This is a genomic window from Pseudoalteromonas pernae (genome assembly GCF_039831865.1).
GTDB lineage: Bacteria > Pseudomonadota > Gammaproteobacteria > Enterobacterales > Alteromonadaceae > Pseudoalteromonas > Pseudoalteromonas pernae.
In genome coordinates this window covers 786,976-807,993 of record NZ_JBDODM010000002.1, presented here as the reverse complement: position 1 = coordinate 807,993, position 21,018 = coordinate 786,976, and the positions used below count along the sequence as shown (strand labels likewise).

General features: G+C 46.5%; 16 protein-coding genes. 9 read left to right on the top strand and 7 right to left on the bottom strand.

The window, feature by feature from the left end; translation table 11 throughout:
* Positions 1-39 precede the first annotated feature (39 nt).
* Positions 40-768 (top strand): SDR family NAD(P)-dependent oxidoreductase, encoded by a 729-nt coding sequence (locus tag V1358_RS07855; protein WP_347393123.1) that lies wholly within the window; start codon positions 40-42, stop codon positions 766-768.
* Positions 769-1,614 (top strand): amidohydrolase family protein, encoded by an 846-nt coding sequence (locus V1358_RS07850; protein WP_347393122.1) that lies wholly within the window; start codon positions 769-771, stop codon positions 1,612-1,614.
* 49 nt (positions 1,615-1,663) lie between these two features.
* Here V1358_RS07850 and V1358_RS07845 read toward each other — a convergent pair whose 3' ends face one another.
* On the bottom strand, positions 1,664-4,708 hold the full coding sequence (locus tag V1358_RS07845; protein WP_347393121.1) for a TonB-dependent receptor domain-containing protein: 3,045 nt from the start codon (positions 4,706-4,708) through the stop codon (positions 1,664-1,666).
* 599 nt (positions 4,709-5,307) lie between these two features.
* Between V1358_RS07845 and V1358_RS07840 the strand changes: the two genes are divergently transcribed.
* Positions 5,308-7,368 carry a winged helix-turn-helix domain-containing protein gene (locus V1358_RS07840; protein ID WP_347390323.1) on the top strand — a complete coding sequence of 687 codons (2,061 nt, stop codon included), beginning with the start codon at positions 5,308-5,310 and terminating at the stop codon, positions 7,366-7,368.
* 37 nt (positions 7,369-7,405) lie between these two features.
* Here the strand turns inward: V1358_RS07840 and V1358_RS07835 are convergent, their stop codons facing one another.
* Positions 7,406-7,735, bottom strand: coding sequence for a 5-carboxymethyl-2-hydroxymuconate Delta-isomerase (locus V1358_RS07835; RefSeq protein ID WP_347390324.1), 330 nt, complete (start codon positions 7,733-7,735; stop codon positions 7,406-7,408).
* A gap of 197 nt (positions 7,736-7,932) precedes the next feature.
* Between V1358_RS07835 and V1358_RS07830 the strand changes: the two genes are divergently transcribed.
* The 5 genes from V1358_RS07830 (at position 7,933) to V1358_RS07810 (ending at position 12,414) form a co-directional block, all read left to right on the top strand.
* Entirely contained in the window at positions 7,933-8,712 is a 780-nt protein-coding gene (locus V1358_RS07830) for a hypothetical protein (protein ID WP_347393179.1), read from the top strand.
* Positions 8,709-9,329, top strand: a complete 621-nt coding sequence (locus V1358_RS07825) for a LysE family translocator (RefSeq protein ID WP_347390325.1) — start codon at positions 8,709-8,711, stop codon at positions 9,327-9,329. The genes V1358_RS07830 and V1358_RS07825 overlap by 4 nt, the downstream gene beginning before the upstream one ends.
* On the top strand, positions 9,326-9,820 hold the full coding sequence (locus V1358_RS07820; protein WP_347390326.1) for a gamma-glutamylcyclotransferase family protein: 495 nt from the start codon (positions 9,326-9,328) through the stop codon (positions 9,818-9,820). The genes V1358_RS07825 and V1358_RS07820 overlap by 4 nt, the downstream gene beginning before the upstream one ends.
* A 2-nt stretch (positions 9,821-9,822) precedes the next feature.
* The gene (locus tag V1358_RS07815) at positions 9,823-11,370 is read left to right on the top strand and encodes a serine hydrolase (protein ID WP_347393120.1); all 1,548 of its coding nucleotides are present in this window, start codon (positions 9,823-9,825) and stop codon (positions 11,368-11,370) included.
* Between the two features lie 114 nt (positions 11,371-11,484).
* Positions 11,485-12,414, top strand: a complete 930-nt coding sequence (locus V1358_RS07810) for a histone deacetylase family protein (RefSeq protein ID WP_347393119.1) — start codon at positions 11,485-11,487, stop codon at positions 12,412-12,414.
* Positions 12,415-12,417: 3 nt separating this feature from the next.
* Here V1358_RS07810 and V1358_RS07805 read toward each other — a convergent pair whose 3' ends face one another.
* Positions 12,418-12,702: a hypothetical protein gene (locus V1358_RS07805; protein ID WP_347393118.1), complete on the bottom strand. Its 285-nt coding sequence runs from the start codon at positions 12,700-12,702 to the stop codon at positions 12,418-12,420.
* 73 nt (positions 12,703-12,775) lie between these two features.
* On the opposite strand from V1358_RS07805, the gene V1358_RS07800 reads away from it, so the two are divergent.
* Positions 12,776-15,310, top strand: coding sequence for an EAL domain-containing protein (locus tag V1358_RS07800; protein WP_347393117.1), 2,535 nt, complete (start codon positions 12,776-12,778; stop codon positions 15,308-15,310).
* Here the strand turns inward: V1358_RS07800 and V1358_RS07795 are convergent.
* The 4 genes from V1358_RS07795 to V1358_RS07780 all read right to left on the bottom strand — a co-directional run bounded on the left by V1358_RS07795 (position 15,258) and on the right by V1358_RS07780 (position 20,925).
* Entirely contained in the window at positions 15,258-16,088 is an 831-nt protein-coding gene (locus tag V1358_RS07795) for a DUF2797 domain-containing protein (protein ID WP_347390331.1), read from the bottom strand. The genes V1358_RS07800 and V1358_RS07795 overlap by 53 nt on opposite strands.
* Positions 16,089-16,152: 64 nt before the next feature.
* Positions 16,153-18,555: an EAL domain-containing protein gene (locus V1358_RS07790; RefSeq protein ID WP_347393116.1), complete on the bottom strand. Its 2,403-nt coding sequence runs from the start codon at positions 18,553-18,555 to the stop codon at positions 16,153-16,155.
* A gap of 252 nt (positions 18,556-18,807) precedes the next feature.
* Positions 18,808-20,091 carry a phosphoribosylamine--glycine ligase gene (purD, locus tag V1358_RS07785; RefSeq protein WP_347390333.1) on the bottom strand — a complete coding sequence of 428 codons (1,284 nt, stop codon included), beginning with the start codon at positions 20,089-20,091 and terminating at the stop codon, positions 18,808-18,810.
* A 12-nt stretch (positions 20,092-20,103) separates the two neighbouring features.
* On the bottom strand, positions 20,104-20,925 hold the full coding sequence (locus V1358_RS07780; protein WP_347390334.1) for a class I SAM-dependent methyltransferase: 822 nt from the start codon (positions 20,923-20,925) through the stop codon (positions 20,104-20,106).
* Between the last annotated feature and the right edge of the window lie 93 nt (positions 20,926-21,018).

Here is a 21,018-nt window from a genome sequence, read left to right as displayed (position 1 = left end):
CTAGTATTAGCCGATAAGTACATCAAGGCGTAAATGAGTATGAGTGAAGTTGCTATTGTAACTGGCGGCAGCAAAGGAATTGGTCTGGCCATTGTAGAAAAGCTTGAAGAGCAAGGATTTCGCGTTTACAACTTGGACATTGTTACCTCTGATAAAGGGGAGTATCGCCACTGCGATATGCGTGATGTCGCGAATGTGCAACGTGTTATCGCTGACATTTACGAGCGTGAAGAGCGTATTGATGTATTGGTGTGTAACGCGGGTATTCACCGTAGTGCCAATATTGAACAAACTTCAGAAGCCTTGTTAGACGAAGTTATTGCCCTGAACATCAAAGGGGCATTTGCTGCGACTCAAGCGGTGTTGCCAGTCATGCGCGAAGCGCGCCAAGGTGCAATTGTTTATATTTCTTCTGATCAGGCATTAGTGGGTAAGCGTAATTCGTTTGCCTATAACTTATCAAAATCAGCCCTGGCGTCTATGGCCAAAACAACAGCACTGGATTATGCCCAATTTGGCATTCGCGCTAATGCGGTGTGTCCTGGCACGATTGAAACGCCTTTGTTTCACAGCGCAATCGACAGCTATTGTGAGCGCGCTGGTGCAAATAAAGACGACGTCGTTGCTGAAGAGGCCGCTTTGCAACCATTAGGTCGCTTAGGTCAGCCTGAAGAAGTCGCAAACCTCGTTGCTTTTCTTGTCAGTGACCAAGCCAGCTTTATCACTGGTTCACTGCAAGTCATCGACGGTGGCTACACTGCACAGTAAATGACGCAACGTATCTTCGACCCCCATGTGCATTTTTTTGCTTATGCCCATGGGGATTATCACTGGCTCAAGCGCGAAGGCGCGCCATTTTGGCCGCAAAAAAAACGCATCCAACGCGATTTTAGCGTTGCTGATTTACAACTAGGTGCTGACTTCACTTTGCTAGGCGTCACACATGTCGAAGCTGGCTTTGACAACCTACATCCTATTCAAGAACTCCATTGGCTGCAGAGCCAACATTTCAGCGGCAGCGCAATTAGTTTTGCTCAGCTTGACTTACCCAGTGAAGAATTTGCCGCAGCGCTTACTGAGCTCACGCATCCATTGTTGCGTGGTATTCGTGATATTACCGAAGGGGCAGACGGGAAACGGCTGTTAGCGGCAAGCGTTAGAGATAACCTTGCGCTGTTGCAGCGCCACGGACTTCTTTGGGAGGCGCAGTTTGATGTGAGTGATACTAGGCTGACTCAGGCGCTGGTGGAGTACGCTCAGAACTTTTCTGAACTCAGCATTGTTATTAATCATGCAGGGTTGGTTACTAGGGATAATTTTGCTCAGTGGCAGAACAATTTATTGTTATTAGCCCCGTACCCTAATGTGCATTTGAAATGTTCCGGTTGGGAAATCATTCAACCTGACTTCGATATAGCATGGCAAAAGCAGGTCATAGAGTCTGCGATAACAAGCTTTTCGAGCGCTCGGGTCATGTTAGCCAGTAATTTTCCTTTGTGTTTATTTGCTTGTTCCTACGAAGAGGTGTGGCAAGGGTATACACAGTTGCAACTGCCTGATTTTGATGCCCTTGTTTTTGCCAATGCCCAGCGCTTGTATAAACTCACTTCTTAAAATGAAAAAGGCCCACTAAAGTGAGCCTTGGATGGGTAAATACCGGGGTTTAAAATTCAAACTCGGCACCAACGTAAACAAAGCGACCTACACCACCGCCGTATTCACTGTCAAAGTTACCTCGTCCAGAAGCCACGTTATCACCCGTGTTTGGTACGAAAGGTCCTTTGTCATCGAACAAGTTGTTTACACCACCAAATAGGCGCAAGTCGTTGCCACCGCTCAAGTTGAGGTTATAAGACAACGAAAGGTTGTGTGTGATGTAAGATGGGTAGTACAAGTAAAGCGGTTTTTCAGGATTCTCAACGCAGCTGTCTTCACCCGCAGCGCAGGCCGCCGCGTTCTCGGCGAACAGCTCGTTCATATCCTCTACGCGATCATGGCTATCAACAATGTCGCTCATGTATTTTGTGGTCCAGCGAACGCGTAAGTCTTCGAATTTCCATGTCAGAGACGCACGGGCTTTGTCAGTGAAAATACCCGAGACCAGTTCACCATCATAATTGTTGACCACAGTGCCGTCGTTACCTTCATAGGTCACGCTGTACTCGGTTACATGGTTCCAATCTAACTTAAGGTCTAAGCTACCCCAGTCGCTCATATTGTACTTGTAGCTCACGGCGACATCGTAACCACGAGTGCGAGTTTCACTTAAGTTGAACACGCGTTGTAGGATTTCTGTCAGCTGACCTTCGTCATCACGAGTGATGTCATTACAGAAGCTGTTTTGTGGGCCGAAGGCGACACTTGATGAGTTATAACACTCGTTGAGGATGTCTTCGTTACCGATTTGTTCAATCGAGTCACTGATTTGAATGTCATAGAAATCAAACGAGATACCAAAGTTCGGTGCGAACTGAGGTTGCATGGTAATGCCCAGGGTGTAAGTGTCTGCGGTTTCTTCTTTAAGTAACTCATTACCTGTATTAGGTGAGTAACCATTATTTTCATCTACAAATACACCATTATCAGCGATTGCTTTAGCAATGCCAGGCTCTTGGCGACATGCAGCGTGGCCTGGCTCAGTTGAAGTTGCAGTCACACCATCACAAATGTCGGAGAAGCCATCGAAATCACCACGTGGAGGTGACATAAGCTCGGTGATATTTGGCGCTCGTTGTGAGCGAGAGTAGTTAGCACGCAGCATGTAGCCCGTCATCGGTACCCAGCTAAAGCCAGTGCGGTAACTTGCCATGGTATCCATGCCTTCAGGGCTGTATTCCGCTAAGCGAAGAGACGTTTCGAAATCAAGTGCTTCTGCAGCAATCACATTTCTCAGTAGTGGGAATGACGCTTCTGCAAATGCTTCATAGACATCCATGTCACCGGAGAAGGTTGGTACCACGTTGAAGGTTACACCGCCGTAGCGTTGATCTTTAGAAGTAACAACATCTTGCGTATCACGGCGGTATTCAAAACCAAATGCAGTGGCTACTGGGCCTGCGGGCATTTCGAACAATTCACCTGTGATGTAACCTTGAATATTAACTTGATCGATATTGGTGGTAATTGTCGGGTTTGAACGGATCCAGTCCGCCATTTCAGGAGTGATTGAGCCAATACCAAAAATGTTTAACGGCACACAGCCTTCGGCGCGCGCATCCGCATCTTTACACTGAATGGTGCCGTCATCTAAGCGCTCAGAGTTTAACGCTTGCGACATACGGACTACGTTTAGCTCATTTAAGCGCTTTTGTTTTTGCTCGAATGTACCGTAACCAACCGATAGATCCCAATCCCACTCGTCGTTAAATGCAGTGCCTTTAATGCCAGCCCAGCTACGGATTGTTTCACGGGTATTGTCGGTAATAACAGGGCCGACTTCTGCAAAGCGGCGGTCCCAGTTAATACGACCACTGGCGTTTTCACGAATAACATCCGGCAAGAATGGGTTATCGAGACCGATAAAACCAGGGCGAACCTCACCGGCAGCGCCTGTTTCTGGGTCGATAATGAGTACGTCTGCCGCCTCGTAGTCATCTTCTGGTGATTTAACGTTTACCGAGGTGTTCTTACTGTATTGTACTTGTGCGTATGCACGTGTGCTGTCAGTGATGTCGTAATCAAGTTTGAATGCCGCAGCAACGCGGTCATTAGGAATTTTTAGCTTTTCAAATTGCTCAAGGTTGATGCCGTCGCGCTCTTCATTCCAACCTGTTTGTAAGCCGTCTTCGTTGTACCAGTAGCCACCATCTGCTGCTTTTAGTCCTTCTTCAAAAACACCGCCGAAGGTACCGTCGCTACGCTCACGCCAATCAGCTTGGGTGATATCGCGCATACATTGGTCACCATCGATGGTGTTCATTTCATTACACATTTTGGTGGTGTTGTAATCGTAACTTGCTTCAATGGCTGCACGTTCGCGATCAGCGTAATCAATACCAAATTGGCGATCCCATGTGGCACTAAAGAAACCATAGCCTTTATCACCAGAGAAGGTGAAACCATGCTCGGCATCAATCGTGAACTCTTTACCACCGCCCTCAGGGGTTTTACCACCGCGGAATTTTACTTCACTGCCGACTTTATCGCTTTGCGTGATAATGTTGACTACGCCAGCAATTGCATCTGAGCCATAAACTGCCGATGCACCGCCGGTAATAACTTCTACGCGTTGTACCATGCCTGATGGAATCGTACCTAGACTGACATAGTTACCGCTGTAACTGTTAGAAACAACACGGCGTCCGTCAATGAGCGTCAAAGTACGGTCTGTGCCAAGGTCGCGCAGGTCGATGGTTGATAAACCGGTATTTTGCACACTTGATTGTGAGTTAGTGTTACTTGATGCTTCGCTGATCCCAGGGATTTGATCTACAAGGATTTCTGAAAGTGAACCAAGCCCTGTGTCTTCAATCTCATCACGGCTAATGCTCACCACTGGCGATGGTGTGTCAAAGTTAGTTCGGCGTAAACGCGAACCCGTGACGATGATTTTTTCCGGCTGCTCTTTGGCTTCTTGTTGTTGATTACTTGGCGCTGATGTTGTGCGTTCGATTTGTTGTTCGTCAGCATCGGCGGCGTGTGCACCAAAACACGCGCTTATCGCCACCGCAAGCAAGCATTTTTGTAGGCTTGGTTTCGAAGTAGACATTGTTATTCCCTTTATTATTGAATTTTTAGGTGCTGCAAACACACCGCTATCAGAAACTGGGGGTAGCCGATTGAGTGTGTTGCAGCGAGGGTAGGTACTGCCAAACTAGGACGTGTTGATCTTTGTAGTATGAATTTTGTTCAAATCAAAGGCGTTCGATGCTAGGAGTGGGTTATGTTGCATAGTGAGTTATGCTAACAGCCCATAACACCGCAGTGCGCGCCTTTAGTTGAACCCTTTGGTCAGTGCCATTAGGAGATTTATTCTGCGTTATCACCTGACTTACATAGAATCACTATGCGACGCAGGCTCTGCCTTGCCAAAATCCCCCAATGACTACTGCAAAAAAACACAGCAAAGATCAACACGCCCTAATATATGGTTAACTACTTGTAACTCTTGTAACTAGGTTAGGAGTGCGATGCAATTTAGCTATGTCGTTTATCAGCCGTTTTTACATCTATTTAATATCTATTCTATACTTTTCAATATCTTATGTGGCTATGCAAAGTCTTCATCGCAAACTGTTTTGTTAAGCATTTTGCTTCGTGTAGACTGATTGCAGTGAATAGCAACGCAGTGCAGGAAAGCTTACAACAGTGCAATTGGGCAATGAGTTTAAATTAAAAAACTGCCAAGTCGACGTGGCGATGTGTACCGTATCTTGCGGTGACGAGGTGACGACGTTGCAGCCCAAGTTTATGGAAGTACTATGTTATTTAGCACTTCGCTACAACCAGCCAGTAAGCCGAGATGAACTGATTGATAATGTTTGGGACGGCAATGCCTATGTCGGCCAAAAAGCACTAACAAACGCTATTTGGCACCTGCGCAAGACGTTCAAGCAGTGTGATGATAACCAAGAATACATAGAAACGTTGCGCAAAACCGGTTATCGCTTAGTGGTATTACCAGAACCAATTGTTCCCCTGCAGCCAATTACACCAGCGCTAACGCCCCCCGCTTTCATCAAGCCGCTTTTCGCTGTCGCTGCGGTGGTGTTTGTGGCTTTGTTTGCGTGGTTTCTCGTTGATGTAGCCAACCATCGTGAAGAACCTGCGAGTGAGAAAAGCGTTTATAAAATAACCAGTCAATTAGGCCGTGAGTTGTATCCAAGTGTCTCTCCTGACGGGCATTGGTTGTTGTATGCGTGGTATCAACTCGATGAACCAACCAATCTTTATAAGCAAAATCTATTATCACCCAGCGAGCCTGCACAGCCGCTGACGCAAACGCCATATCATGAGGGGCGTAGCGTTTTTAGTGCCGACATGAACTCGGTATTTTATTACCGCAAAGGCAGAAAAATTGGCTGTGAAGTGGTGCAACACTCATTGTTAAACGATGAAGTCCAAGTGATAGATAAGTGTTTGTATCGCCGCACAAGTGATGTTTCGTTATCCGCTAATGGCGAGCTACTTGCTTATGTGGGCTTGGATGCAACGGGAACAACGAATGTCGCCCATGTGCGAGATTTGCTTTCTGGACACAGTGAGCAAATCGATTGCCTACAGGGGTGTGACTATCGTGATGAAGCCCTAGCTATCTCCCCTGATGGCACGCAACTTGTGGTCAGCCGAAATTTACCCACGGGGCATGAAGAGTTGTTTCTCCTTAATGTGAAAACAAAGGAGCAAAAGCAAGTCACCTCCGGGTTTCTAGATGTGCGAGGGCTGGCATGGCATCCCACACAAAACAAAGTAACCTTTTCAGTTATTGAACAAGGGCGCCGTCAAGGTTACCACCTAAATATTGATAGCAATGAACTGACAGCTATCGATTTGCCCGGGTTCAGTTATCCACACTATGCGCAAAATGGCGATCTTTACTATCATCGTTGGCGTATTCCAAAATCAATCATGCATCTAAGTTTAGATGCCGAGGTGGCGTCTACGCCGTTCCCGCTTTTGCTTAGCGACCATAGTTTGCGTTTTCCTGCTTACAGTGAAGTAAATGATAAAGTCGCTTATGTATCGAATGAGACAGGGCAGGATGAGCTGTGGTTGTCGAATTTAAATGGTCAAGAGCGTAAACAGTTGACGAAGCTGGGCATGAGTATAGAGCATCCGAGCTGGTCACATAGCGGCAGATATATTGCATTTGGTGCATTTAGTACGCGCAGTAGCCACTTGTTTATTTACGATATGCAAACGGGCAGAGCACGCCAAGTTGGCAGTGATCTACGTTATTTTGGGCGCCCAAACTGGTCATTAGATGACACCAAGTTGTTTGTTTCAGATGACAAGCAGTTATATCAAATCGATTTGCAAACCAATGCGTTAGAGCAACTAACACAAGATGGTGGCACATTTGCTATGGCGGTCGATGAAAACACCTTGTTGTACTCAAAACTTACAAGTAAACGACTGTGGAAGTTAGATCTCGCGACCAAGGAAAGCACGAAACTAAGTCAGCAAGTACGGTTATCATCAGATTACGGCTGGTATTATTCAAACGACGTGGTTTATTTCTTTAATCTGCGCCACGGAGATTACCGTATTAGCCGTTTTGATATGAATACAGAGCAAGCCGATGACCTTATCCGTGTACAACAACGCGGGTTTTCACGTAACACTGGGTTATCTTACGTGCCAGAGAAAAACTGGTTGCTATACAGTGCTTACAAAGACCCACAAATTGATGTGATGGTGTATAAATAAGGGGCTGCGATGCCCCTTCATTGTTATTGAGCGCTGCTTAACACTTAATGTAAATGTCAGGGTTTAAATCGCGCACATCAACACTTAGGCAATACGAGCGACGGCAATAAGTGCGCAGGCATTCAAGTAGTTGTTTGCTGAGCAACTGCTTTTGCTCTGTGGTGCGCCCCGCCATGATGTATGCACAAATATGAATAAAACCTTCCTTACCATCACCTAATTTATAGTGCTGATATGCAATGGTTCGGGTTTTGATAGAGTCGAGGTCAAACAAACCGCTTTCAAAGGTTGCTTGGTGCACCTTTTCTACGAGTACTTGAGGTAAAACCGGAAGGTCTTCAGAGTGTTCAACAATAATATGGGGCATAACGAAACTCTTGTAATGTATGCTCTGTGCTATGGTTTAGCACATTTAATGGAAAATGCCAGAGGCGGTAAATATTGTTGCGCCAAATAAAGGTACAGTCAATTGCTTTGGGAATTTTATCAAACTAGCTTGGGTGACTGTCATTTTTTATATGAATTGATATGCTAGCAGCAGACTTTCCAAGTAATAAAAATAATATGTTTAGCTGGTTAAAACCTTCCCCTTTACTCGACGCCAATGAGCAGCAGTGGTTACTCGATACGTTTTTGTGGGCGTATGAACACTTTGACGGTGATTATTTTCTCAATCACAGCCCACTTGTGCTGCCAACCAATGAATTTTTTGCTGGGCGCAGCACCAGTGTGGCGCAAATGGCGACTCAGGTCTTTGCACAAGTGAAAGAGCATGCGGGCTTACAAGCATGGCCTATTGAGTTGGTGGAACCGAATCAAGCGGCGCCACAAAATTTTCCGCTTATGCAGTTCGCTGGCCGACTGCGCGGTGACGCTGCCGTGTTGCAGCACTCCACCGGGTCGGTAATGGTGTCTTACAATCCTCAACAGATTAATCAACCACAGGATCTTATCGCCAGCTTTGCACAAACCTTTGCCCGCGTAATGATATATCAGACTCGACAACTTCCCCCTGGCGGTGAAGAGTTCGTCAACGCCGCAACGGAAGTCATCGCCAGTTTCTTCGGCTTTGGTGTGATGCTAAGTAACACTGTGTATCAGTTCCGCGGCGGATGTGGCAAATGCTACAACCCTTATGCTAATCGCAGCAGTGATCTCTCTGAGCAGCAACATGTATTTTTGTTGGCCTTGTTTTGCGTAATCAAGGGCGAACAACACGCTGCTAAGCATCTCAAGGGGCATTTGCGCGGTTACTTTAAAAAGGCAACCAAGGACCTCAAACTGCTCGCAAATCAAAGTGCAGACCCGTTGTTGCTGTCACTAATCAGTGAGGAAAGAGCATGAGCTACTGGCCAGAGTTTGCGGCCATTGCGATCGCTCATTTCTTCGCGGTCGCCAGTCCTGGTCCGGATTTCGCTGTGGTGTTAAAACACAGCGTGAGCTATGGCCGTGCCAATGGTTTGGCAACAAGCGCTGGGGTTGGAGCTGGTATCTTTGTGCATGTAATTTATTGCTTGCTCGGTGTCGCTTTATTGATTTCTCAAGCGCCTACGGTGTTTATGGTACTCAAATACATTGCCGCATTGTATTTAGGGTATTTGGGTGTGCAGGCGTTGCGCTCAAAACCCAGTGAAGGCGCGACGCCGGAGTTTCAAGAGCATCAGCATCAAGGTTTAGCACTCGCATTTCGTCGTGGCTTTCTAACCAATGCGCTCAACCCCAAAGCGACCTTATTTTTCTTGTCGTTATTCACCTTGGTGGTGTCTGTACAAACACCTAAAGCGGTGCAATTGGGCTATGGTGTGTACATGGCGATCGCAACCTGGTTGTGGTTCTCATTTTTAACGATAATTTTATCAAAACATGCGGTGAGAAGTTTCTTTAACGCTAAGGGATTTTGGTTTGATAGAGCCATTGGCGTGGTGTTAATTGCCTTAGCTATTCAGGTGGTGTTGCTATGACTCAGTACTATTTTTCATTCGGCTCGAACATGTCAGCGCATAGATTAAAGGCGCGTTTACCCGATGCTAAGCGCATAGGTGTGGCGCGATTACACGGTTATGAACTGGCGTTTGATATGCTAAGCCTCGATGGCTCAGGAAAATGCACGATACACCCACATGATGAGCGGTTGGTTTATGGTGTGGTATGGCAACTAAATGTTGAAGAACAAGAGCAATTACATCGCATTGAAGGCCCGCGCTACGATGTGGCGCATGTTGATGTGGTTTTATCTGAAAATGAACAATTGTTATCGGCGTTCTGCTATGTTGCTAACACGGTCGATAAAGTCGCCTTGCCATTCGATTGGTATGTGCAGCATGTACACTTAGGTGCGCAAGAGGCCAATTTGCCAAAAACCTATATAGAATCAATCAAAAACCAAGCTAGTGTTGAGGACTTAAATCGAGAGCGCCGCCAACACGAAATGCAGATTCATCTTAAGGAATAATAATGAAATTGAAATCTATCCTGCTTGTGAGTGCCGCTTTAGCAGGAATGCACTTTAACGCTGACGCTAAATTAAACGAACAAAAAATAACGGCAGCAATTGAACAATCAATGGCGCGCTTTGATGTCCCGGGTATGGCGGTTGCGGTTGTTGAAGATGGCAAAGTAGCTTACGCCAAAGGCTTTGGTGTGCGTCATCTTGATACTAAAGAGCCTGTAAATGCAGACACTTTATTTGGTATCGCTTCTAACACCAAAGCATTTACTAGTGCGGCGTTGGCGATGCTGGTGGATGAGGGCAAGTTGAGCTGGGATGACAAGGTTATTGACCATATCCCTGAGTTTCGTTTGTATGACCCTTATGCGACACGTGAAATGACCATTCGCGACCTGTTAAGTCATCGCAGCGGCTTAGGGTTGGGGCAGGGAGATCTGATGATTTGGCCAGATACGGACAAATCAATCACGGATATTCTCGCGGGTCTGCAGCACCTCAAACCGCAATCAAGCTTTCGCAGTACCTACGCCTATAACAACCTTATGTTTGTCACCGCAGGCGAAGTGGTTGCGCGTGTCAGTGGTATGAGCTGGCAAGACTTTGTTGAACAAAACATGCTGCAACCACTAGGGATGGAAAAATCACGCGCTGGGTTCTCGCGTATCGATAAAGACAATAAAAACTTTGCTACGGGCAATATCCCACTGAACGGTAAGTTGCATCCTTTCTTTGTGAACTACCTTGAAGACTTCCGTGGCGCTGGGGCAATTGCCTCGAACGTGAACGAGATGAGCTTATGGTTGAACACGCAACTTAACGGCGGTGTGATGGCCAATGGCGAAACACTTTTCTCTGAAAAACAGCAGCAACAAATGTGGCTACCACATATCAACCGAGCTGTTTCGAAAAGCGCCTTCGAGGCATCGCGTCAGCAGTTCAGTGGTTATGGCTTAGGATGGTCAATCAATGACTATCACGGCTACAAGCGTGTTGGCCACGGTGGTGGGATTCTTGGAATGGTGTCGCAGGTCTCCTTGATCCCAGAGAAAAAGTTAGGTGTGGTGGTGTTATCAAACCAACAAGCGTTCGCTGCACTATCAGCGATTACCGAGGAAATATTTGAACAAGCGTTGGAATTGGAAGACAAAGACTACGTCGAAATGTTTGCCGAACGTCACTTCAAAGGCAAAGAAAAAGCCTATGCCAATGCTAAACCAGCACTTGTTGAGGATTATCAAAGCGCTTTACCAAACATTTACTACACTGGCACTTTACATGACAACTGGTACGGTGATGTCGTGATTGAGGAGCTTGATGGCGCGTTACGTATCGATTTTACCCATACCAAACGCCTCAAAGGCCAACTTGTACACCACAGTGGCAATACCTTTGTGGTGAAATGGGATGAGCCTTTGCTGGAGGCGGATGCCTTTATCGAGTTTACCTTAAACAGTGAAAACAAAGTCGAAAAAGCGAAGATGCATGCCGTCTCTACTGCCGTCACTGACTTTAGTTTTGATTTCCGTAATCTGGATCTGCGCCCGAAAAAATAACGGCGTAAGATTTTCGCGCTTAGCAGGCCATGTGTGCCTCTAACACCAAAGTCGCAGGGCTGTGTGCCCGCGACTTTGTTATGATCTTGGGTAAAACGTCAAAGGTTTTCACGCATGTCTCGAATCGCCGTCATTAGTCATCCTGCTTGTCGTCGTCATCATATGGGCGATGATCACCCTGAATCGGCGGCCCGCCTTGATGTGATTCAAGACCGCATTCTTGCCAGCGGATTAGATCTTTCTCTCAAGCACATCAGTGCCCGTAAAGCACAGCGAGACGATTATCTTCGTGCCCACAGTGAGCAATTAGTTAGCCAGGTGGAGCAACGTATCCCTGAGCAAGGTTATGCAGACTTAGATGGCGATACTCACCTTTGCCCGCAAACCATGACATCTGTTGAACGCGCTGTTGGCGCAGGTCTGACTGCGGTCGATGAAATTCTAGCGGGACAGATTGATGCCGGTTTTTGTGCGGTGCGCCCACCTGGGCACCATGCGAGCAGGGATAATAGCGCGGGCTTTTGTATCTTCAATAACTTGGCCATTGCCGTGCGTTATGCCCAAGCTCAAGGTGTGGAACGCATTGCGATATTGGATATCGATGTTCATCATGGTGATGGGACCCAGAGTATCTTCGCAGATGATGACAAGGTGTTGTTATGTTCGCTATATCAAAACCCGTTGTATCCTAACCCTGAGCGTGTACAGCGCGCTAACCTAATCCAATCGCCGCTGCCTCCTGCAAGTGATGGCAATGCATTACGCGAGGTCGTTGAAGGGCAATGGCTTCCAGCCATGGTGCATTTTGCACCGCAGCTAATCTTTGTTTCGGCTGGTTTTGATGCCCACTTAGAAGATGATATGGCGGCGTTAAAGTTTGTGGAGCAAGATTATGGGTGGTTTAGTCAGCGCATCAGTGAATTCGCGCAACACAACGATATTCTTGGAGTGATCTCTTTCTTGGAAGGGGGTTATCATTTATCTGCATTGGCTCGTGGTGTCGAGCACTACTTGCGCGGCCAGTTAGCAGCCTATGAGCCCTAGCGATTAGCCAATCATCTCTTTCATTGCAGCGAAAACCTGCGCCTCATTAGTAAGCTGCATTTTTGCACTACAACAATGGCCTTCGTGACTCAAAGTGTGCTTGAGGGCACTCACTAATTGTGCAAAGCGAGCCTCAATTTGTTTGCCATCAGCATCATAGTAATTGAACTGGCTATCAACGATGAATTCAACCTTATCATTGAGCGCATTACCTAGCTCTTTGTGTTCCTCTAGAAGGTCCGTAAACTCTGGCTCTACGAGGAGAATTGGGTAACAAAATTCGTGCATTTTTTGTCCTAGGTCAATCACAAAAACAATACCTTTGACTAGTATCAGCATACTACTATCAGCAGGACAAACCATGCAACTGAGTACGCGAGATTATACAGTCAAGGATGCGCGCACTTCGCCGCTTTATTTTTGTGGACCATCAGACAGTGTTTTAAGCGTTGTAGCGCAAATGCGTGAATTTAACGTCAGCGCTATTGCGATACATGACGGTGAATCAGTGGTTGGGGTGTGGACTGAATCTGATTGTATCCGTTTTCAATCACAAAATAGTGGCAGTGAGGGGCGTTGTATTAGCGAGTTTATGTCATCCCCTGTACACACCATAGGAGAGCATGAAAAGCTTAGCGATGCTGCACTGAAGTGCGCTAATTTGGGGATCCGCCATCTTGTCGTTGTAAATAACAAGCATAAGCCTGTAGCAATGTTGTCGTTGGCAAATATCGTCGATAGCCAAGGACTGGAGCACTACCTACATTTAAAACTTATTGGCGAGCATTATGATAAAGAGGTGCCGCAGGTTTCTGGTTGTAGCAGTATTACCCAAGTTACCAAGCTGATGGCAACATCGAACACTCACGCTGTATTGGTGGAGCATGAGCAGCAGTTAGGCATTATCACCGCTGCAGACGTGCTCGATATGCTGTTGCATAGCGACAGCGAATTGCCTTGCTGGCATTTTGCGAGCACCGATCTTATCACTGTTACCACTCGTGACACCTTGCTACGTGCTTATCATAAGCTACATCAACACAATATTCGCCACCTTGTGGTGGTTGACTCGCAAAGCACTGGCGACAAAGTACTAGGGGTCTTGACCTTAAAGCACATTAATACCGAGATAGAGTCTGCTTATTTAACCGAGTTACGGGCTGTATTAGCGGAGCGCGATTCAGCGTTGCAAGCCTCGCAAAAGAATTTGTATTTGGCGAACAAAATTATTGCAGCGTCGTTAGATGGCATCATGATCACCGACAAGCAGGGCACGATTTTACAAGTTAACCCCGCATTTAGTCGTCTTACCGGTTATGCCAGTCATGAGGTTATTGGTAAAACCCCCAAACTATTGAGCTCAGGACAACACGACATCGAGTTTTACAAAAGCATGTGGCGCACCATTGCAGCCAAGGGTGTATGGCAAGGAGAAATCTGTAATCGACGCAAAGATGGCGATACTTATGTTGAGTGGCTCACCATCATCGAAATAAAAGAAAAGGGTGATGATAACGTGGTCTATGCGGGGATATTCACCGATATCACCGAACGTAAGGCGGCTGAGCGAAAAATCGCAAAACTGGCCTATTTCGATGACTTAACCGGGCTTCCTAATCGACGACTATTCAAAGACCGTTTGAGCGTGGCCTTGGCGCACAGTGAACGCCAAAATCAGCGTCTTGCGGTGATGTTCATCGATTTAGATCACTTTAAAGGTGTTAACGACAGTCTTGGTCACAGCATTGGCGATGAACTGTTAAAGCAAGTATCAAAACGCTTGCAGCACTGTGTGCGCAGTGGTGATACCTTGGCAAGGCTAGGCGGCGATGAGTTCACCTTGCTGCTCAATGAAGTTGATAGCGTTGATGAGGTCATCGCCTGTGCTGAGGCGGTATTGGCACAATTCAATGCCAGCTTCTCACTGGCGCAGAACAACATCACCGTCACCACGTCTATCGGTGTAGCTATCTACCCCGATGATGGCACCACACTCGATAGCTTGTTAAAGCACGCGGATGTGGCCATGTACCGCTCTAAAGATTTAGGCCGTAACTCCTATCAGTTGTATAAGTCGACGATGAATGCGCGCTCCTTGGAGCGTTTGACGATGACGAGTCGAATCAAGCAAGCACTCGAGGAAAATGAGTTCGAGCTCTATTTGCAGCCGGTTTTGAGTGGCGGCAAGGGCGATCTTGTTGGTGCCGAAGCGTTGATCCGCTGGCAAGACCCGCATCTGGGCATGGTACCACCGAGCCAGTTTATTCCATTGGCTGAAGAGTTAGGGCTAATTACCGCAATCGATGCGTGGGTAATAGAGCATAGTTGTGCATTATTGGGGTATTGGCAGAATAAAGGGCTGTGGCAGGGGCGATTAGCGATTAACATTTCCGCAGCGCACTTTTGTAATGATGGGCTGGTTAATTTACTCAAAAAAGCGATTGATAAATATCAAGTTAATGCCTGCGGTCTTGAATTAGAAATCACAGAAAGCAGCTTTATTGAGTCGTTTTCTCAAGCCAAGAAGGTGTTGGCTGGGCTGAAACAACTGGGCGTCAAAATAGCCCTCGATGATTTTGGGACGGGTTACTCTGCGTTGAGCTATCTCACGAAATTGCCCATCGATAAGCTGAAAATTGACTCAAGTTTTGTGGCCAAGGTGCCGGATGAGTACGGTAACAGTGAAATTGTTAGCGCCATTGTCGCTATGGCAAAAAATTTGAATTTAGAAGTGGTGGCAGAAGGGGTTGAAAAACCCTGTCAGCGCGCATTTTTAGATACGCTTAAGTGTGATTATTTACAAGGCTTCCTACTAGGGAAGCCTTGCAGCAGCGTTGAATTTGCTATGCGCTATAGTCTACCTCGACCTCATACGCACCAAATTTACGAATGTTGATTACGCCGGTATCAAAAATAAGATACTGACCTTTTATGCCCTGTAAAACGCCACTCACGCCAAGCTCTTTATCAAAATTGAACGAGCTTATTTTAGTAGGGTAGTTATCCACCGGGTAGGTGATATTCACCACTTCTTCGTCCAATACCTCGATGGCGGTTGCACCAAACAACTCGGCTAGTTCATCCAGCTTACCTTTAATTTGTGGTAACAACTCTTCACGCGCAGCAACAAGATCAATGTCTACTTGGGTGCCTTTGAGCATATTGCGCCAATTGGTTTTGTCGGCGATGAACTCGGCCAACGCCACTTCCACTAAACCAGACTGAAGGCGTGTTTGCACCTTGATGATTGGTAGTGCTGCGGTTGCACCTTGGTCAATCCAACGAGTTGGAATTTGCGTGTGACGAGTAATACCCACTTTTAAGCCTGACGTATTGGCAAGATACACGTAGTGAGGGATCATACAGTTTTCTTCACCCCACTGTGGCTCGCGACAGGTGCCTTGATCATAGTGGCAGGTTTCAGGTTTCATGATGCACATGTCGCAACTGGCAAGTTTGCGCATACATACAAAACAGTGGCCTTGTGAGTAACTTTTCTTCGTTTTCTTGCCACAACTACTACAGAAAATATTGCCTGTGTGCGTTAAGGTAACAGGACGACCAATGAGTTCATTGAGAGACAGGAGCTCATCGCCAACCGGTAATTGATATTGCACTGCTTCAGCTGGGCTACTGCCGAGCTGGGTTTTCATTTTTTTTAGTGTACCTTGCATGTAACGCCCCGATGCGATTGTTATCGGGCTATGTTAGCAAACTCAGGGAGTTAATGCATGCAGCCTAATGCTGTGAGCGGTGATGTGCCAGCCAATGCTGGTAGTCGTTTAAGGGCATAGGCTTGGCAAATAAATAGCCTTGGCCTTTATCAGCGCGATATTCCCTTAATAGTGCAGCGACCTCTTGTGTTTCCACTCCTTCGGCAGTGACCAATAGCCCAAGGTTATGCGCCATGTTGATAGTGGTTCTCACGATTGCCTGATGGTGTGTTGATTGCGCCATAGATAGCACAAAATGCTTATCGATTTTTAGTTCGCAAAAGGCATATTCCAACACGTACTCGAGTGATGAGTAGCCTGTACCGTAATCGTCTAGAACGACACGCACGCCAAGCTCAGCCAGTCGCACAATCAGTGCTTTGAGTGCTTGGATATCGTCCACCAGTGCTGATTCAGTGAGCTCTAGTTTTATTTGCGAGGGAGCTATGTCGTGATAATTGAGCATGTCGGCAAGTTTTTGCGCAAAGTCATCGATATGTATATCCTTAGCGCTGATGTTAACTGAGACACTGTGGCTGCGCCATGCATCTCCTTGCGCTGCGATATCTTGGCAGACTGTATTAATAACCCATAAAGTAAGATCGTTAATTAAACCTACTTGTTCGGCCAGTTGAATAATGTGTTCAACTGTAAAGTGGCGATGTTGCTGCTCGGGCCACCGCAGTAAAGCTTCAGCACCGCTTACTTGTAAGGTATCTAGGTCCACCTGCGGTTGATAAAATATGCGTAACTCCCCTTTATTCATCGCTTGCTGAAGTTTGGCGGCTAGCGCCAGTTGATTTGGTTTCGGCTCCTCATTGTGATCAATATACTGTACTGATGAATGCAACATAGTGCTTTTTTGTAGGTTATGGCAGGCTTGTTCAACCAGTTGCTTCACGCTGTGATCAGGAGAAAGGCTCTCAATCACAGCCATTTGATACTCCGCGTGTAAAGTGAGTGTGTCGATCTCAAACTGCGTATCTAGCCGTGCTAGCAAGTGCAGCAATTTTTGATTGATTACACTGCGAGCATGATACGGGAAAATAAAGGCTAAGCAGCCGCCACTGAGTTCGACAATTTTTTCGTCGCTGTGATGTACAACATTAAAGCAATTCAGTTCATCGACATTGTCAGCCAAATTGTTAGCCACATTACGCAATAGATTATTGCTTTGCTCCACATTTAGTACGCTTTGTAAGCCGCCAAAGGAGCGCATATAAATGATACCTATGGAAAAGGGGCGGTTGCGTTTTTGTAGCGACTCTACACGCTGGCTCAAGGTGGTGTAATTGAGTAGGCCACTGTCGTTGTTGTGAGTGGCATGGTAAAGAGCTTGCTTACGCTGATACCTTACTCGGTCAGCCAAGGCCAACGCCATCAGAGCTATTTCAAGTAAACTGCCGAATAAAAAGGCATGGCGGGTTAGGTAGCTGTATTGCAGCACGCCAGTGAGTTCCAGAGGCTGCACCGCCGCCGAACATACTAAAGGCAACCAAGATAAGATATAGAACTTGGCCCAGCGAAACCCCGATTTCAACTTTTTATAAATCAGCCAAAAACAGATGATATACAGCCCCGGCATCGTCGTAAAAAACAGTGGTGCTGCATAATTCTCTGGTATAAAAATACTGATAAAGCAGAGGATGATGAGTAATTGTAAGTAGCGGACGGCGATGCGATACGCCGAATCTTTATCCTTGTGATAGCGCAAGAACATGATACAGAAGCCGAGCGTAGTAATAGCGATGGCATAGTTACTGATGATGACCTGATGGTGGAAATACAACTGCCAATGGACGGGCCACAGATAAAAACCATAACCCAGTACTATGCCAAGTAAAATCATGACGGAAAGAATGTAGCCTACGTACACTAGGTAAACGCGATCCCGTATGCTGAAATACAAAATGAGGTTATACACAGCCGTCATCAACAGCACCCCGACAAACACCCCCCACAAAGAGAACGCATTACGATTGAGTTGTTCAAACGCGCCTAACTCGTGGATAGTTAACGGAGTTTTGCTGATTCCTGATGTATGTATGGCCACTAAAATTTGCTGACTTTCACTGCCTGATAACAGCAAGTTGTAGTGCGGCATCGCGTATTCAAGTCGGCTTAAGTCGGTTTGTAGGTCGCCTAAGTGTTTTATTTCTTCGAGAGTATTGGTGTGGTTAAAACGATAAATAGTGAGTTTATCGAGCATAGGGTTATCGAAGCGCAGCACTAACGCGCGGGCATTGTTGCTTTGGTTTTTGATATTGAGCTTTAACCAATATTCTTGATTACCGAAACGCCATGGTACTTGCTCCCAAGAACCAGTTTGAAATATCTCTTGTGATTGCGCGACTACCTTGTCTAATCGCGTTGGTTCAGGAAGGACCGCAAAGCTCTGGGTGATATCTATATCACTGCTATCAAGCATGTATTGTTGCGCAGGCGACGCTAAATTTACCATCAGCACAGAAACGATGAGGCACAAAATAGCGAAAAGAAAAAAGGCAAAAATATGATAAAAATTGATGCGTGGTAGCAAGATAGCTCAGCTATGAATGTTATTGTTTGCCAAAGTGTAGCAAATTGTCACAGCGCTGCAGTAGTAAGAGTGTAAGAAATTGCTAAGCATAAAAAAAGCGAAGCCTGAGCTTCGCCTTTTTCCAAGCACTGCTATGAGTGTTTAGCTTTCACGCGCGATTGCACGGTAAGCGATATCTGTGCGGTACTCTACACCGTCCCAGTTAATCGCTTTGACTAGCTCATAAGCGCGTTGTTGCGCTGCAGTAACTGTTTCACCTAGCGCGGTTGCACACAGTACACGACCACCGGCAGTCACTACGTTTTCACCATCTTGCTTAGTACCCGCATGGAATACTTTCTCGCCTTCTGGGTACTCAACAAGTAGACCAGAGATAGCGTCGCCTTTAGGGTAAGAGCCAGGATAACCTTTGGCTGCAAGCACGACACCTACCGCTGCGCGAGGGTCAAACTGGATATCCGTTTTATCTAGCTCTTCGCGGTTGGCCGCTTCGATAAGTTCAACGAGATCTGATTGCAAACGCAACATGATAGGTTGTGTTTCAGGATCACCAAAGCGACAGTTGTACTCAATCACTTTCGGTGTGCCGTCAGCTGCAATCATTAAGCCAGCGTATAGGAAACCAGTGTAAGGGTGGCCTTCAGCAGCCATACCAGCAACAGTCGGGTTGATCACCTCATTCATAATACGCTCGTGAATGTCAGGTGTTACCACTGGTGCAGGTGAGTAAGCACCCATACCGCCAGTGTTTGGACCTTGGTCACCATTGTATGCACGCTTGTGGTCTTGGCTAGTTGCGAACGGTAATACGTTTTTGCCATCAACCATCACGATAAATGATGCTTCTTCACCCTCAAGGAATTCCTCGATAACAACACGGCTACCTGCATCACCGAATGCATTGCCCGCGAGCATGTCGCGTACAGCTTCTTCAGCTTCTGCTTCGGTCATTGCTACGATAACACCTTTACCTGCTGCTAAGCCGTCAGCTTTAACAACGATAGGTGCGCCTTGCTCTTTGATGTACTCAAGTGCAGGCTCGATTTGCTCAAACGTTTTGTAAAACGCAGTTGGAATATCGTGACGCGCTAAGAAGTCTTTCGTGAACGACTTAGAGCCTTCAAGTTGTGCTGCGCCTTGAGTTGGGCCAAAAATTGCTAAACCTTGGGCACGGAATGCATCAACGATACCGATTACCAATGGCGCTTCAGGGCCGACAATCGTTAGTTCTACATTGTTTTCTTTAACGAAAGCGATCAGTGCTTCGATGTCTTCAACACCAATGGCAACGTTTTCTAACTTAGGCTCAAGCGCAGTACCTGCGTTACCAGGTGCTACGAATACTTTCTCAACTTTTTGTGATTGAGCGGCTTTAAACGCTAATGCGTGTTCGCGGCCGCCACTGCCAATGACTAGTACATTCATGGCTTAAAAATCCTATTGCGGTTTGATGAATTTCAGCGTCATCCGGTCACTTTCGCCAATCGCTTCATATTTTGCGCGATCTTCATCACCCAAAGCTAGGCTTGGTGGTAGGGTCCACACGCCTTTTGGGTGATCGGCGAAGTCTTTCGGGTTCGCATTGATTTCACTTTTCGCAGCAAGTTCAAATCCTGCTTCTTTTGCTAAGGCAATCACCCAGCTTTCTTTTACATAACCTGAGCGCTTAGCTTTAGCTGCGTCACGGGTTTCTGGTAAGCGGTGGTCAACCACGCCCAGTACGCCGCCCGGCTTTAAAGCTGTGTAGAATGCACGCATTGCATCTTTTACTGCTTGCTCATCGCCGTTCATATACCAGTTATGAAGGTTACGGAAAGTTAGCACCATATCTGCACTGCCTGCAGGGGCAATGTTATGGTGAGTGCCAGCAGAAAATTCTGTTAGTCGGATATCAGCATAGGCACCTGTGTTGGCCATCTTTTCTTTAAAGCCAGCCAATGAACGTTGGTAATATTTTACATCTGAGTCAGCAGGGAAGTGGGCAGCATAGAGTGTGCCTTTACCTTTTAACAAAGGTGCAAGAATATCTGTGTACCAACCACCGCCAGGTGAGATTTCCACTACTGTCATCTCTGGGGTAATACCAAAAAATGCCAACGTTTCAACAGGGTGACGATATTGATCTCTAGCTTGCGCTTGTTCACTGCGAAAGTTACTTGTGGTGACTTCTTCGAGGGACTCTGTGACAGAGGTAGACGCACAGGCACTTAGAGACAGTGCTATTGTCGCGGCAAGTGCTGTTTTTAAGCTAAATTTCATAATCGAATCCTTGTGTGGTTATTATGTTTTAACACAACATAACAGATTGATTTGAATAGTCTACGAAAACGCGCCAGAGCCTAAGCTCTGGCG

What these genes read in the sequence shown, in the direction of transcription:
- V1358_RS07855 (WP_347393123.1), top strand. Translation starts at nt 40, where the DNA reads ATGAGTGAAGTTGCTATTGTAACTGGCGGCAGCAAAGGAATTGGTCTG.
- V1358_RS07850 (WP_347393122.1), top strand. Translation starts at nt 769, where the DNA reads ATGACGCAACGTATCTTCGACCCCCATGTGCATTTTTTTGCTTATGCC.
- V1358_RS07845 (WP_347393121.1), bottom strand. Translation starts at nt 4,708, where the DNA reads ATGTCTACTTCGAAACCAAGCCTACAAAAATGCTTGCTTGCGGTGGCG.
- V1358_RS07835 (WP_347390324.1), bottom strand. Translation starts at nt 7,735, where the DNA reads ATGCCCCATATTATTGTTGAACACTCTGAAGACCTTCCGGTTTTACCT.
- V1358_RS07830 (WP_347393179.1), top strand. Translation starts at nt 7,933, where the DNA reads ATGTTTAGCTGGTTAAAACCTTCCCCTTTACTCGACGCCAATGAGCAG.
- V1358_RS07825 (WP_347390325.1), top strand. Translation starts at nt 8,709, where the DNA reads ATGAGCTACTGGCCAGAGTTTGCGGCCATTGCGATCGCTCATTTCTTC.
- V1358_RS07820 (WP_347390326.1), top strand. Translation starts at nt 9,326, where the DNA reads ATGACTCAGTACTATTTTTCATTCGGCTCGAACATGTCAGCGCATAGA.
- V1358_RS07815 (WP_347393120.1), top strand. Translation starts at nt 9,823, where the DNA reads ATGAAATTGAAATCTATCCTGCTTGTGAGTGCCGCTTTAGCAGGAATG.
- V1358_RS07810 (WP_347393119.1), top strand. Translation starts at nt 11,485, where the DNA reads ATGTCTCGAATCGCCGTCATTAGTCATCCTGCTTGTCGTCGTCATCAT.
- V1358_RS07805 (WP_347393118.1), bottom strand. Translation starts at nt 12,702, where the DNA reads ATGCACGAATTTTGTTACCCAATTCTCCTCGTAGAGCCAGAGTTTACG.
- V1358_RS07800 (WP_347393117.1), top strand. Translation starts at nt 12,776, where the DNA reads ATGCAACTGAGTACGCGAGATTATACAGTCAAGGATGCGCGCACTTCG.
- V1358_RS07795 (WP_347390331.1), bottom strand. Translation starts at nt 16,088, where the DNA reads ATGCAAGGTACACTAAAAAAAATGAAAACCCAGCTCGGCAGTAGCCCA.
- V1358_RS07790 (WP_347393116.1), bottom strand. Translation starts at nt 18,555, where the DNA reads ATGCTTGATAGCAGTGATATAGATATCACCCAGAGCTTTGCGGTCCTT.
- purD (WP_347390333.1), bottom strand. Translation starts at nt 20,091, where the DNA reads ATGAATGTACTAGTCATTGGCAGTGGCGGCCGCGAACACGCATTAGCG.
- V1358_RS07780 (WP_347390334.1), bottom strand. Translation starts at nt 20,925, where the DNA reads ATGAAATTTAGCTTAAAAACAGCACTTGCCGCGACAATAGCACTGTCT.